Source organism: Paenibacillus sp. AK002 (genome assembly GCF_053903045.1).
Map to the genome: position 1 here is coordinate 4,695,924 of NZ_CP096377.1, position 13,946 is coordinate 4,709,869.

The following is a 13,946-nucleotide window of genomic DNA, read 5'->3' on the forward strand; positions in this document are numbered from 1 at the left end:
TGCGTTATCTGTCATCCATATTGTAGGTTCTTTCGCCCAGAATATGCATGACGGCAAGGTGGCCGTTTTTTCCCATATGCAATTTTTCCTTAATTATACTTTAAATCCGGACATCAACTGACGAAGCTTGCCAGACATCACGTTAAGATCTTCAACGGAATTTGTGATTTCTTCCATGGAGGCCAGCTGCTCTTCCGTTGCGGCACTGACGCTTTGCGTACCGCCTGCCGTCGTCTCCGTGACCTCCTGGATTCGACGGATCGCGTGAACGAGCTCCCCAGCTCCCGAATTCATCTGTTCGGTTGCAGCAGTGACGCTTTGAATCTGGCCGTTCAATTCGCCGACCGACTGCTCGATTTCCTTAAAGGCTCGCTCGGCTCCTTGCGCCACGTTCATGCCTTCGGTTACTTCGCGGGTTCCCTGTTCCATCACGCCGGCCAGATTTACGATGTCTTGCTGCAACTCGTGAACGAACTGTCTGATTTCGACGGAGGAGTTCGATGCCTGGTCAGCCAAATTCCGGACCTCTGCGGCGACGACCGCAAAACCTCTGCCATGCTCGCCAGCCCGAGCGGCCTCAATGGAGGCATTCAAGGCAAGCAGTGAGGTCTGCTCCGCAATTTCGATGATGATCTGTCCCATCGCCCCGATGTTGGAGGCCTTCTCTCCGAGCGCACGCACGGATTGCGCAGATTGGTCCACGCTGGTACGGATGCCTTCCATCTGGGTTAGCGTATGTACAAGGGCCTGTTCCCCTTCAGCCGCAAGTTTGTTCGCCGCTGCCGCCAGTCCGGAAACGTCTTGGGCTGCAAGCGCGATATGCTTCATGCCTTCCGCCATATCCGTAACGGTCGCCGTCGTTTCCTCCGTATCCTGCAGCTGGTTCTCTACCCCGGCAGCCAGCTCTTCCATAATCCCGGACGTTTGGTGGGAAGCCTGACGGATTTCCTCTGTCGTCGAATGCAGCGTCGAAGCAGCGATCCCCACTTTACCTGCAGTATCCTGCACTTGGACGACCAGCTCCCTGAAGCCATCGACCAATTTATTATAAGCATCGGCTACATCCCTGATTTCATCCTTCGTTGTGATGTGTAATCGGGTAACCAGATCTCCCCCGCCTTCGGCAATCTTCAGAAGCTGACTGCTCATCTGGTTCAACGGACGGATCGAGCGGGTCAGGAGATAGCCCTGTGTGGCAAAATAAACGACAGCTGCCACTCCGATCAGCATGATGATCAAATTCTGAAACCGGCTGCTGGCCGCAATCTGATCAGCCTGTTTCGCCAGGGTTTCATTTTTATGTACCGTAAACTGCGCGATCAGCTCGCTAAATGACTTGCGCACTTCCCGCTCCTTGTTAAAGGCAGCTTCGTATACCCGGAACGGGACCGCCTTGTAAAAACCGGTGTCATACCCCAATTTGTTCAATACCTCGGCTATGGCCTCGGAGTATACGACATAACCGGCTTCAATCTCGTTAAATACCTTCTGGTCTTCTTCAGCCGTCATTAAGCCTTTGGTTTCGGCCATGAGTTTGACGACGGACTCCTGTTTCGATTTCAATGAATCTGCAAAGGTCGAATCCCCGGTCAATAAGTAGCCCCGCTCATCATTGGAAACGCCCGTCAATAGGGTCTCCAATTGCGTCAGGTTATAAATGACCTTCTGGTCCTCTTCAATAATCTTGCTGAACCTCTTCTCCGTCATATTCGAAGTGATAAACGCAATGATTACGATAACCGCCGTAACCGTCGCAAGTATCGTAGACGAAAGAATTAATTTTGTTTTTATCTTCATCCGCAAGCACCCGACCTTTGATATAAGTAATATACCCCCATTCCTTTTTTCGTCAAATTTCTGTCAAGAGTGAATAGGCAGGATTACCGTGAAATCGCTTAACTCGAAAATAATTGAAAAAAATTTATTAATCACCGGTCAAATGTTGATAAATTTTGGATAACTCCCTCCTTATGGTATAACAAATGCCACAAATTTCTTATAATACCTCATTCCATATTTTACCTCCGTTATGAAAACGGGTTTGATTTTCATATAGACATCATGCAAAAAGAGGCCGGCCTGGGACGGGCTCAGGCAGACCTCCTCTTTCCTTTAAGCTTGACCGGAGATAAAGTGACTCTTCTCCCCGATATGATAGACATGCAGTTTATGCATGGCTCGCGTACATGCCGTGTAGAACAGCTTACGATCGCTTTCCCGGTGGTACACGTCCTCGGCGCCGTTATAGATAATCACCGCGTCAAACTCCACGCCTTTGGCTAAGTAGGCGGGAACCACCAGCGTTCCCTTTTCAAAGGCCGGCGTGGTTTTGGTGATTAAGCGGGCGGAGATATCCGCCGACAGCTGCTGATGTACGCGCCTGCTCTCCTCTTCTGTCCGGCAGATCACCGCAACGTACTGGAATCCCTGCTCATGAAGCTCACGGATATCGGATACGATCGCGCCATGCAGTTCTTCTTCATCGTTCACCCGAACGACTCGAGGGGCTTCGCCTTGCCGGTTGAAAGGAACGATCCGCTCCCCGCCAGGTATCATTTGTCGCGTGAAGTTAACGATTTCATACGTCGACCGGTAGCTTTGGGTCAGATTAATGACCTCCGTATCTTCTTTGCCATACAGACTCACCAGATTCTCCAAGCTTCCGAGTGCCTCTCCATGAGCATAAATGGCTTGATTGAGGTCCCCCAGCACCGTCATTTTGGCCCGCGGGAACAAACGCTTCAGGAACTCCAGCTGAAATGCGGAATAATCCTGAACTTCATCGACGATGACATGGCGTATCGACGTATTCGTACGGAACCCTTGCAGCAGTTCCTTCAGATAGAGAAACGGCGTGGCGTCTTCGTATAGCAATGCTTTGTCGTCCAGGGACGCAACGGTAAGATTGCATATTTCATCCCAATGTTCCGGCAGCATCTCCAAATTTCCCGCCGCCCGGCGGAATAATGATTCGTCCGTGTACAATTTTCGGTACATGCCCTTAACGTCCACATACCGGAACCTCTTGATCCAGCGCCGAAGCGGCTTGAGCCGGCTGCTGACCACCATTTTCGCAAGGACGTCTTTTTCCTTATCGAAATCGTCAAACGTGTCTGCCTTCCGGTTTTGCTTGCGTCTCATCGTTTGAAAGGCCCGTTGGTAATCTTCCGTATCCAGCAGCTGGATTTGCTCCTCTACCCACGGGGCATCTTTCTCGCTCTGGGCAAACTCCGACAGGCGCTTAAGCATCCATTCCTTCATCAGATCAATGCGGCCAGCGAGCTTAACCGCCGAATCATATCCATAGAACTGCGATGCCATCTCCTCCGAGCTGACAATCACCTTCCCCTGGAATACGACCGGCTTAAAGAGCATGCCTCCCTTTTCCAGCAGCTCTTTGTATCGTCTGATGGTGTCCAGATAAGCCCCCGAGGATTTATACGATATGCTCTCCAAGCGTGCACGGTAACGCGGCGAATCATCCGCGTTCAACAGGGTTTCCGTCTGCGTGAACACGTCTTCGAGATCGAACTCCTTACCGAGCCGGTGCTCCAGATAGGACTGGAAGGTCGTCTGCTGCATATTGTCCTCGCCGAGCTCGGGAAGCACCGTGGACACATAGCTGTTGAACAGCGGATTCGGGGAGAACAGGATCATCTGGTCGGCCCGGAGCGTCTCCCGGTACTTGTACAGCAGATAAGCCACCCTTTGCAGTGCCGCCGAGGTCTTTCCGCTTCCGGCAGCCCCCTGCACGATCAGCATGCGCGTTTTGTCATTACGGATGACCGCGTTTTGTTCCTTCTGAATCGTAGCCACGATACTCTTCATGCGGTCATCCGCGCTATGGCTGAGCACCTGCTGCAGCAGTTCATCTCCGATGGTTACGCCGGTATCGAACAGCACCTTGATCTCGCCGTTATGAATGACGAATTGGCGCTTGAGCAGCATTTCACCCTTGACCGTACCCGAAGGCGTCTCGTATTGGGCAGGACCCGGCGCACCGTCGTAATACAGGCTCGAGATCGGTGCCCGCCAGTCGTAAACCAGAAACGTCTCCATCTTTTCGTCCAAAAAAGAACCTGTCCCCAAATAAATGGTTTCCGTCTCCGCAGTTCCATCCTCCTGAAAGTCAATGCGTCCGAAGTACGGGGATTCCACCAGCTTCCTGTACTTTTTAAGCAGCTTGCTGGACTGCAGATGAGCATGCTCGCGTTCGGCGAGCACCTGCGACTGCTGTCTCAGGTTGGTGGACGTTTCGCCCAAATCGTCCGGGTTGCTGAAGTTCACCGTAACTTCGTCCCAGAAGTCCTTCCGCATGTCAATGACGACTTCACGGATATCGCCGACGCTCGCTTCCAGCTGGGATATTTTATTTCCGATTTTTACTGTTACTTCCGTTACCCGCGCCTGTTCCTCTTTCCAATCTTGATCGCTGATAGCCATTTGTTCATCCCCCTAATACACCGGTTGACAGCACTAGTTAATTGTGATAAAATACAATTGTGATATTCTAACCACATACCATATATTTAATGACAAAGCATTGTTAATTATAGCAAGCTGCCGTACATAATTCAACATGGAATTTCAGTAACCGACCCGCCGGGGCGGTTTTTTTATGTTCATATACCATACCATTCCGAGCTTCAAATGCCAAACATGCTGCCTGCTGAGATGTATAAAAACAGCCGATCAAATGTGAAATCTTGATCGGCATCCTCATGGCGAGCTTCCTTATTTTCGCAGCCACGAGAACATGGCATCCTCTTGCTCCTTATCATCCACGACTCGGCTGATCTGATCCGCCACCCGATTCAACCGGTCAAGCTGATAGCCGTAGTCGTACATGGAGGCGGCTACCACCGCCAGCCGGAGACCGCCGGGATTTGAGCCGGGCCCGCACATCACCTGCTCCATGAAAGCCTCATTGTTCTCCGCCATGGTCTCGGCCTCGTCCTCGTTCGGCTTAAGTTTATCTTCGAATTTCCATAAAATATGCTCATGGTACTTCATTAACCGCTCCAGATTGTGATCAAACTGTTCGTCGATTTCATCGGATCGATCCGCCTGGAAATAGTGGTTCTCCACCGCATCCAGCACTTCATACCCCTTGCGAAGGGATTGGAGCAGCTGCTTATACACCACGAGCTGTCTTGCTTGACTGTATTTCGCCCGCTTCAGCTTCTTCTGCTCTTCCTCAAACAAATTGTATTTGTCGGACAACGATTTGATGGCCGATTCCAGTTCTTTCTTCTCCGCACGGTAGACCGAATCCTTCATTTCATGGGAGATCGCCGTACGCAGCAGCAGCGACATTTTGCCGAATACAATATGAATCCGCGTGATGTACTGTTCCTTCGGTTTTGGTGGAAACACAAGAATATTGATGAGGAATGCAGATATGATGCCGATAATCGTCAGAATAAAGCGATTGAGGGCAAAGTCCCATTGGCCGGAAGCTTCCATCACGGATATAACCGTAACAAGCGTAAGTCCGATGGTCTCGCCCATTTTCAGCTTCATGCAAATCATGATCACTAGAATACAGACCAAACCGACGGAAATCGGTTGATTCGATAAAAAATACCCTCCGAGCATGGCCAGAATCGCACCGAGCGTACTGGTCTGCAGCTGGTCCAGAAAATATCTCCACGACCTGTATATGGATGGCTGCATCGCGAAAATCGCGGCGATGGCGGCTACGACAGGTGATTTAAAGTCAAACAGCATGGCTAAATAAAGAGCCAGCGTCACGGCCAGGCCGGTTTTGAACATTCTTGCTCCAAACGCCACGGACAGCCCTCCTTACGCAACCCAATTTCACGTCTATGCCTACACACCATGATACATACTCCTCCGTTTGAACCGCTATTACATGAATTACCCTTACGCTTCCAATGTTATGCAGTTTCTTCATTGACATCATTCGGGGTGGCCCGCTTCCCCATCCTTTTCTCGTAAGATCGGATCACGAACCCAAGCCAAGCGCAAGCAGCCAGATATCCGCCAACGATATCGCTCGGGTAATGGACGCCCAGATAGATTCGACAAAGTCCGATGCTTAGAATCATCACGATGGAAACGGCAATCAACGTCCCTCTCCCCGCTCTGCTGTCAACATGTCTCCACAACAAGTATGCGAGCACGCTGTAGAACGAGAAGGCCCCCATCGAATGGCCGCTGGGGTAGCTGTATCCCGTAATTTCAATCAGGCGGTTGATGTCCGGCCTTGCCCGTTGAAACACCCATTTTAATAATAAATTCAGAATAGATGAACCGAAGACGACCACAATAAGGAGAAGAATCTCCTTGCGGTGGCCCAGAATCCAATATAGCACGGCGATCACGATCAGGCTTAACACGATCACCGGTCCGATGGAGCCTATGAACGACAGCCCGATGGCAATATCCGTAAGCAGCGGATGTTCAAGGGCTTGTACCGTCGTAATGATCGCCAAATCAAGCGCTGCCAGGCTTTCCCGCTTTACCAGCGCCGCCAGAATGACAAAACCGATGATGCTGATCATCGATATGAGGAAAATCCAGCGTTGTCTTCCTGAAGCAGGGTATATCTTCTCTCCGCTCAACTCTCTGTTCTCCTTTGACCTTGTTTCGAAACCGTGCGATTTGGTAAAACAAGATAATATCATTTTCCTGTCATAAAGGAAAGTCCCAAAGGGATTACATGACAAATATCCCGTAGTCTATGTCAAAATCGCTGGGATTACTCTTTACGAGAATATATACCCAAAAGAAAAGGAGCATGTCATGATGAAGGTTCTAGTGGTCGGCGCGAACGGCCAGATTGGCAAACAGCTTACGTTTCTCCTGCATGAGCATGATGCCTATAGCGTAAAAGCCATGGTTCGGAGGGAGGAGCAGGCAGCCTATTATCGAGATGCGGGAATAGAGTGCGTTATAGCGAATTTGGAAGGATCGGTCAAGGAACTGGCGGTAGTTGCACGAGATTGCCAGGCCGTGGTTTTCACGGCTGGTTCTGGCGGAGCTACCGGATACGATAAAACGCTGCTGATCGATCTGGACGGAGCCGTCAAGATGGTCGAAGCTGCCGAAGAGGCGAAGGTCCCGCGCTTTGTGATGGTTAGCGCAATTGGGGCCCATCATCGAGAATCTTGGAACGAGGACATCAAACCGTATTATGCCGCCAAGCATTACGCGGATCGAATGCTTCGTCACAGCAGCCTCTCCTATACGATCATTCGTCCGGGAGGATTATTGAATGAGCCTGGTACCGGCCGCATTACGGCTGAGGAGAATATCAAGGGCGGCTCGATTCCGCGCGAGGATGTGGCGAAAACGATCCTGTTGGCGCTGGACGAAGAACATACTTTCCGGCGTTCCTTCGACTTGATTTCAGGCGAAACGCCTATCTCGGAAGCTCTATCGTCGCTCTAAGAGCATTTCATATTCAAAAGCAAAGTCGCCCCTCAAGCAAAAGCGATACCTTCGTATCTGCTAATGCTTAAGGGGCGATCTGTCGTTCTATTCGAATCAGGACCGGGTCGCAAAATAAAGAGACACAAACGAACTCCTTCTCGTTACGCACTCAACCGATCCTGGCATTTACGCACCTGTCTTGTGCAGCATTCGGCTTCGCAGTATGTCTTTTACGGCTTCCACCGCTTCTTCCACCCGATCTACGGCCACAACGATAGGAACGCTGTCCTCATATTGACTGAAGGAGTAATTATATTTGGGATCATAATAATGCTCAAGCAGCAGCTGTATTCCCTGAGCATACCTTCCCTCCTCCAAAGATTTTCCAATTTCCGCGGCGATCGGAGTGTGGATTCGGTTCTTGATTAATTGAAAGGCCGCTAAATATTGCTCTTTATAAGCCGCAGGGTTGTAATCCTCCAGTATCTGGCGAACACGCTCCGCCATCGGCAATTCCAACACGATGGCTGCGCCCGACTCCTTCTTCTTCATCAGGAAATCGGGAACGACGATTTTGCCGATCCGTTTGCTCTCGGCTTCAAATAACAAATAAGGCGAATCTTCCAATTGTTTCAGCCGCTCAACCAATTCCGCATCGAAAGTCTTCTGATTGTTGGACTGCAGGCCGATATGCCCGAAGATCGAGCCGCGGTGGCCTGCGAGCCCTTCCAGATCCACGACGGGGTAGCCTTCCTGCTGAAGCTGCCTTAGCACTGCCGTCTTGCCCGTGCCCGTCAATCCGTGAAGCACAAAGGCATCCGCCTCCAGACTCTTCTGCTCAAGCGTGTCCAGCACATACTTCCGGTAAGCCTTAATCCCGCCCGTAATCCGATTGACATGGATATCCATCAGGGACAGAACCGTTGCGGCCGTCCGGCTGCGCATGCCGCCGCGCCAGCAATAAACCGCCTTATCTCCTTCGATCTCCTTGAACTGCTTCACGAAGCTGGGTAGCTTGGCCGACATGATGGCGAGCCCCCGCTCTTTGGCCGCATCCACGCTCACCTGCTTATAAATCGTCCCGATCTCCGCCCGTTCTTCATCATTGAAGACCGGAATGTTCAGACTCCCCGGAATGGTGGAGTCTTTGTATTCCGAAGGGGAACGGACATCAATCAAAGTAATCTTCTTGCTGCTTTGCAGTTCCAATAGTTCTTTTACGGTGATGTCTTGAAACATGTCTGTTCGCTCCTTTATGGTTGCACAAACAAAACCCGGTTCATGTTACGCCTCAACGACAATGCGATTCGGATGGTCATGCACGACCTCTCCGATTCTGCCGGCTTCCAGCCCGGCTTGGCGAAGCTCTGCCAATAATGGATCAGCTTGCGAGCCGTCAACGGCAATGAGGAGTCCCCCGGATGTTACGGCATCGCACAATATCCATTTATCGATCTGGTCCATGCTATCCGGGAAATCCACGTCGTCCTTCACATGATCATAATTGTTTTTGGTGCCGCCCGGAATAACGCCGCCGTCGGCCATCTCCCGAACCCGTTCCAGAATAGGCACGGAAGGCTTGGAAATCCGGATGCCCGTGCCGCTGCCTTTGGCCATTTCGAGCGCGTGGCCAAGGAGACCGAATCCGGTCACGTCAGTGCATGCATGCACATCATAGGGCTCCATCGTCTCGGCAGCCGTTTTGTTCAGTGCCGCCATAACGGCGGTAACGCGGCGAATCTCTTCTTCACTTAACAGATCCTTCTTGATGGAACTCGTCAGAATGCCCACCCCGATCGGCTTCGTCAGAATCAAGGCATCGCCCGGCTTGGCTCCGGCATTGGTTCTTACCCGGTCCGGATGCACGGTCCCCGTCACGGCAAGGCCGAATTTCGGCTCTTTGTCATCGATGGAGTGTCCGCCAACCAGGGTAACCCCCGCTTCCTTCAATTTATCTCCTGCACCTCTCAAAATATCCGTCAAGACCTGCTTGTCCAGCGTCGAAATCGGGAATGCTACGATATTCAAGGCGGTCAGCGGTTTGCCGCCCATGGCATAGATATCGCTGATGGCATTCGCTGCGGCCACCTGACCGAAATCATAAGGGTCATCCACGATCGGCGTAAAGAAATCGACGGTCTGCACCATGGCCAGATCATCGGTGAGACGGTATACGCCCGCATCATCGCTGGTATCCAGACCGACCAATAAATTTGGATTCGGCTCGGCTTGCGGAAGCTTGCGGATGACCTGCGCCAGATCGGCAGGTCCGATCTTGCAGCCGCAGCCTCCTTTGGAGGAATACGAGGTTAGTTTTATTTTCTCCGATTGACTCATCACGGGTCTTCCCTTCGTCTTAAGAGTGATATTAGGCAAAGCACATGCAACAACCCCGGCGTGGATGCTTGGATAACGTCTCATCTACACCGGGGATCATCTGATATTCATCCGTTTAGCTAACACTTGTTCAAGCACACAATATCTATATTATATGAAATCGGCTGCTTCAAGTCTAATGGTCTTCCTATTTCTTGCAATTACCGGGAATATCTTTCTGCAATCTGCCGACAATGTGATATACTATTTGATTGGATATGTAAATAATTTCACGATACATCGGGGGAATACAGATTATGAATCACTCAAGCGACGGTGGAAGGGTCTTGAATCATACGGATCGCAGAAGAACCGTCTGGCTCATCACCATCTTCATCATCATAGCAGCAACAGGCCTTACCTACGTGAAGTGGTGGCCTTACTACGATAAAGCGCTCAAAGCGATTATGGAACACAGCATCGGCTCTTCCATATTAGGCATGGATCCGGCCGATGCCGCCCCTTCTTGGCAGGCAGCCTGGAATTATGCGCTCACCTATTTTAAAGCGGTTTGGAAAGCGGCGGTGCTCGGCATTCTGCTCGGGACTCTGGTCCAGTCGCTGCTGCCCTCCCAATGGCTGCTTCGGGTCCTTGGAAAAACGACCTTCGGCAGCACGGCGATTGGAGGAATCGCCTCCATTCCGGGCATGATGTGCTCCTGCTGCGCCGCACCGATCGCGATCGGTTTGCGCAAGAAAAAGGTGTCGGTCGGCTCTGCTCTCGCGTTCTGGATCGGCAATCCAACCATCAATCCGGCAACGCTCGTCTTCATGACGTTTGTTTTATCATGGAAATTCACCGTGCTGCGATTGATCTTCGGCATCCTGCTAACCTTCGGCGTCAGCTACCTGGCAAACCGCTTCGCTAAGGAAGCGGATCCCGTGGAGATCGATGCGCCTCAGAGCACGGATCAAACCGATGAACGTCCGCTGTGGAAACGCTGGTTAACCAGCATCGGGCAGATGCTGGTTCGGGTGGTCCCGGCTTACTTTATAGCCGTGCTGCTCCTTGGCGCCATGCAGGCATGGATGTTCCCGCATTTGGGTGCGGCAGCGGGGAACACGCTCTTGGCCGTCATCTTCTTCTCCGTGATGGGAATGCTGTTCGTGATTCCGACCGCGGCGGAAATCCCGATCATCCAGGCCTTTATGGCAGCGGGCCTGGGGGCGGGTCCGGCCGCGGCGCTGCTCCTGACGCTGCCGGCTGTCAGTCTTCCGTCTCTGCTTATGGTGAGGCGTTCATTCCCGAAAAGAGTTTTGTGGTTTGTTACTGCCTCCGTCGTCCTGCTTGGGATTCTTTGCGGCGTGGCGGGAATGCTGATCTTGTAGGCAGGAATCACTTTTCCGTTTATATTTTCAATTTTTATTTTTTCTTAAGGTAAACCATAGGCTTATCTGGTAAAGTGATAAAAGAATGAACAACTCATTATTATATGCAGTCGAAGGGAGTCAATCATTACATGAAAGATAACGATTTGCAGCCAAACCATCCGGGACAGCCCGAGGATGATCAGGGACAAGCCCAAGAGAAAGAGAATAACCAACAAGATCAAGGCGGCTTGCCTCATGAAGAAGAAAGAATAGATTCCACCTATCCGGAGTCCGACGAGCTATACAAGGATGAGAACGAACGCCCAGCCGTTATGCATTCGGGAGATCAACCGCATTACGATGAACAGCCACCTGCTGATGGCGGCGGTAACGGAAGCAAAGGCTGGATGATCGCGTCGCTGGTATTGGCGGCTGCCTTAATCGTCGTCCTGATCGTACCTCCGTTTGCCAAGGGATCCGGCAATGAAGCTATCGCTAAAGTCAATGACGTTAACATTACCAAGGATAATCTGTACGATGAGCTTGTCAGCGTAGGCGGCAAACAAACGCTGAATTCCATGATCACAGAGGAATTGATCCAGCAGGAACTGAAGAACAAGTCCATTACGGTGACCGATGCCGATGTGAATAAAGAAGTGGATGCACTGAAGGCGTCCTTCCCTTCCGAGGAACAATTCAACATGGCTCTGCAGCAAAACGGCATGACGCTCGACAACCTGAAGGAGCAGACCAAAACCCAGGTTGAGCTTAAAAAGCTGATGGCCGACAAAATCAAGGTAACCGACGAAGAAGTCAAAGAAGTGTATGACCAAAACAAAGAAAGCTTCGCAACGCCTGAGCAGGTTCGCGCTTCCCACATCCTGGTTGAAACCAAGGAAGAAGCCGAAGCCATCGTGAAGCAGCTGAAGGAAGGCGCTGACTTCGCAACGATTGCTAAAGAGAAAAACCAGGATGCAACCAAGGATACCGGCGGCGACCTGAATTTCTTCGGTCGCGGCGAAATGGACCCCGCATTTGAAGAAGCGGCGTTCAAACTGAAGAAGGATGAAATCAGCGAACCGGTGAAGAGCTCCTTCGGATACCACATCATCAAGGTTACCGATCGTAAGGAAGCAACGAATCCTACCTTGGAAGACAAGAAGGAAGAAATCCGCAGCCAGCTTGAGAACCAGAAGGTCTATGCCGAATCCACAGCCTACATTCAAGAGCTGAAGGATAAAGCTACCATCACGAATACCCTGGAAGAAGCTCCTGCAGAAGCTCCAGCAGAAGCACCAGCAGATGCTACAGAGACACCTTAACACCTGCTGCACCTTGAACACCAGGCAAAGCCCCTGCCCTCGCGGCACGGGCTTTTTTTCATGAGAAATAAAAAGTTCTTTAAACCCCAGGGAAAACATGTTAGAATGTAAGCGTTATCAAATGTTGATCTTGGAAAAGGGGGAAGCAGAATGATGAAGCACGTATCGGAATCCCGCAACATGTATGAGGACTTCGTGGTGGAGACAGACATTCTGTTCTTTAAAACCGGATCGCACGGTTTGGTCAGCTTTCACGGCAGGAACTATAATATTAAAAAGAGAATGACTGCCGAAAAAATCGCATCCCTGCTGTCCGGTAAACAGTTCTATCATGTCGGCGGCAACTGCTACGTCAACGTAGACAAAATAACTACGGTAGAGCAAGGCATCGTTTATTTCGGGGAAAAGGCGCCTTCCGCTAAACATCTTCGCATTCCCAGATGGAAGCAGGAATCGCTGAAGCGCCTGGTTGCTGAAGTCAAACAGCCGGTTTGAGCAAGCAGCGCGTATACCTTGAATCTGGCGCAGGACAAGAGAAGATCCCGTATCCGTTACATCCGGAGGCGGGATCTTCTTGCGTTGGCATGATTTTAGCAGCCTTTTTGTTCTTGGCGTCTATTCTACATAGATACGTTAGCGACACGGCCGAATTCCTTCCCCGATGCGCTGCGGGTATATATGAATAGCCCACATTATGGTAATATCGAATAAAATCTTAAGTACATCCAATAAGGAGTGGTCATGCATCGAATCCTATTTTGATCCGCAATACCCGGAAGCGTTTGCTGCCTTTTCCGTTGAACATTGGATAGCCATTGGCATATGCATTATCCTTGGCCTGCTGCTGTACCTGTTCAGGACTGCCATCGCCTCCAAGCCTTCTCTGCAAAAGACCGTAAGATGGGGCCTGCTCGCTGCCCTTGCGTTGCCAGAAGCTTCCCTTCATATCTGGTATGTGTCAACGGGAATATGGGATCCTGCCACTTCGCTTCCCTTGGAATTGTGCAGTCTGACCCTGTTCCTCTCCATTGCGATCCTGCTTACGGATGAACGCCGCTTATACCCGCTGGTTTACTTTGCGGGAATCGGGGGAGCCCTGCAAGCTGTATTAACACCTAATTTGGGGTACCCTTTTCCGCACTTCCGGTTCTTTCATTTCTTTGTTGTCCATATCGCGATCATCATGACGGCATTGTACATGACATGGGTTCGGGGGTACCGTCCCACCTGGAAATCCATCGCCTGGACAATGGTCTTCCTTAACGTGTCCGCACTTTTAGTCGGACTGGTCAACCTCGCTGTCGGCTCGAACTATATGTTCCTGATGCGCAAGCCGGATACGGCTTCGCTGCTCGATCTGCTGGGGCCGCATCCCGTTTATATTGTTGTAGAGGAGCTTATCGCGTTATCGCTGTTTATCCTCATGCATGTCGCCTTCTTTGCCATCCCGGATCGGATAAGGCGCAGCCGCCGACGCAAACGCGAGCCGGCTTCCTTGTCTTCGACAGGCGTTGAACAAGGCATCATACAAACATAAAGC

11 protein-coding genes are annotated in these 13,946 nt (G+C 51.0%); 5 read left to right on the forward strand and 6 right to left on the reverse strand.

Translation table 11 applies throughout. The annotated features are described in order from the left end of the window. Positions 1-93: 93 nt before the first annotated feature. The 4 genes from M1D70_RS20840 to M1D70_RS20855 form a co-directional block, all read right to left on the reverse strand. Positions 94-1,797: a methyl-accepting chemotaxis protein gene (locus M1D70_RS20840; RefSeq protein WP_456287809.1), complete on the reverse strand. Its 1,704-nt coding sequence runs from the start codon at positions 1,795-1,797 to the stop codon at positions 94-96. Positions 1,798-2,112: 315 nt separating this feature from the next. Then, positions 2,113-4,443 (reverse strand): RNA polymerase recycling motor HelD, encoded by a 2,331-nt coding sequence (gene helD / locus M1D70_RS20845; RefSeq protein WP_456287810.1) that lies wholly within the window; start codon positions 4,441-4,443, stop codon positions 2,113-2,115. A gap of 291 nt (positions 4,444-4,734) precedes the next feature. Next, the gene (locus M1D70_RS20850) at positions 4,735-5,793 is read right to left on the reverse strand and encodes an FUSC family protein (protein WP_015736402.1); all 1,059 of its coding nucleotides are present in this window, start codon (positions 5,791-5,793) and stop codon (positions 4,735-4,737) included. 107 nt (positions 5,794-5,900) lie between these two features. Beyond that, positions 5,901-6,587 carry a phosphatase PAP2 family protein gene (locus tag M1D70_RS20855; RefSeq protein WP_456287811.1) on the reverse strand — a complete coding sequence of 229 codons (687 nt, stop codon included), beginning with the start codon at positions 6,585-6,587 and terminating at the stop codon, positions 5,901-5,903. A 184-nt stretch (positions 6,588-6,771) separates the two neighbouring features. Between M1D70_RS20855 and M1D70_RS20860 the strand changes: the two genes are divergently transcribed. Continuing rightward, positions 6,772-7,416 carry an SDR family oxidoreductase gene (locus tag M1D70_RS20860; RefSeq protein ID WP_456290475.1) on the forward strand — a complete coding sequence of 215 codons (645 nt, stop codon included), beginning with the start codon at positions 6,772-6,774 and terminating at the stop codon, positions 7,414-7,416. A 168-nt stretch (positions 7,417-7,584) separates the two neighbouring features. On the opposite strand, the gene mnmH is transcribed toward M1D70_RS20860, so the two are convergent. Both mnmH and selD read right to left on the reverse strand, forming a co-directional pair. Continuing rightward, positions 7,585-8,637, reverse strand: a complete 1,053-nt coding sequence (gene mnmH, locus M1D70_RS20865; protein ID WP_456287812.1) for a tRNA 2-selenouridine(34) synthase MnmH — start codon at positions 8,635-8,637, stop codon at positions 7,585-7,587. Positions 8,638-8,682: 45 nt separating this feature from the next. Beyond that, positions 8,683-9,735, reverse strand: a complete 1,053-nt coding sequence (gene selD, locus M1D70_RS20870) for a selenide, water dikinase SelD (RefSeq protein WP_009590063.1) — start codon at positions 9,733-9,735, stop codon at positions 8,683-8,685. A 296-nt stretch (positions 9,736-10,031) separates the two neighbouring features. Here selD and M1D70_RS20875 point away from each other — a divergent pair, with 296 nt between their 5' ends. The 4 genes from M1D70_RS20875 (at position 10,032) to M1D70_RS20890 (ending at position 13,943) form a co-directional block, all read left to right on the forward strand. Then, complete coding sequence (locus M1D70_RS20875) at positions 10,032-11,102, forward strand: permease (protein ID WP_009590074.1); 1,071 nt, start codon at positions 10,032-10,034, stop codon at positions 11,100-11,102. Positions 11,103-11,233: 131 nt separating this feature from the next. After that, complete coding sequence (locus M1D70_RS20880) at positions 11,234-12,406, forward strand: peptidyl-prolyl cis-trans isomerase (protein WP_456287814.1); 1,173 nt, start codon at positions 11,234-11,236, stop codon at positions 12,404-12,406. Positions 12,407-12,556: 150 nt separating this feature from the next. Beyond that, on the forward strand, positions 12,557-12,901 hold the full coding sequence (locus M1D70_RS20885) for a LytTR family transcriptional regulator DNA-binding domain-containing protein (protein WP_009590070.1): 345 nt from the start codon (positions 12,557-12,559) through the stop codon (positions 12,899-12,901). 199 nt (positions 12,902-13,100) lie between these two features. After that, the gene (locus M1D70_RS20890; protein WP_456287816.1) at positions 13,101-13,943 is read left to right on the forward strand and encodes a YwaF family protein; all 843 of its coding nucleotides are present in this window, start codon (positions 13,101-13,103) and stop codon (positions 13,941-13,943) included. Positions 13,944-13,946 lie beyond the last annotated feature (3 nt).

Excerpts from the sequence above, each read along its gene's own strand:
- M1D70_RS20890 (WP_456287816.1), top strand. The coding sequence starts at position 13,101 with ATGGTAATATCGAATAAAATCTTAAGTACATCCAATAAGGAGTGGTCA.
- M1D70_RS20860 (WP_456290475.1), top strand. The coding sequence starts at position 6,772 with ATGAAGGTTCTAGTGGTCGGCGCGAACGGCCAGATTGGCAAACAGCTT.
- M1D70_RS20840 (WP_456287809.1), bottom strand. The coding sequence starts at position 1,797 with ATGAAGATAAAAACAAAATTAATTCTTTCGTCTACGATACTTGCGACG.
- M1D70_RS20875 (WP_009590074.1), top strand. The coding sequence starts at position 10,032 with ATGAATCACTCAAGCGACGGTGGAAGGGTCTTGAATCATACGGATCGC.
- M1D70_RS20880 (WP_456287814.1), top strand. The coding sequence starts at position 11,234 with ATGAAAGATAACGATTTGCAGCCAAACCATCCGGGACAGCCCGAGGAT.
- mnmH (WP_456287812.1), bottom strand. The coding sequence starts at position 8,637 with ATGTTTCAAGACATCACCGTAAAAGAACTATTGGAACTGCAAAGCAGC.
- selD (WP_009590063.1), bottom strand. The coding sequence starts at position 9,735 with ATGAGTCAATCGGAGAAAATAAAACTAACCTCGTATTCCTCCAAAGGA.
- helD (WP_456287810.1), bottom strand. The coding sequence starts at position 4,443 with ATGGCTATCAGCGATCAAGATTGGAAAGAGGAACAGGCGCGGGTAACG.
- M1D70_RS20885 (WP_009590070.1), top strand. The coding sequence starts at position 12,557 with ATGATGAAGCACGTATCGGAATCCCGCAACATGTATGAGGACTTCGTG.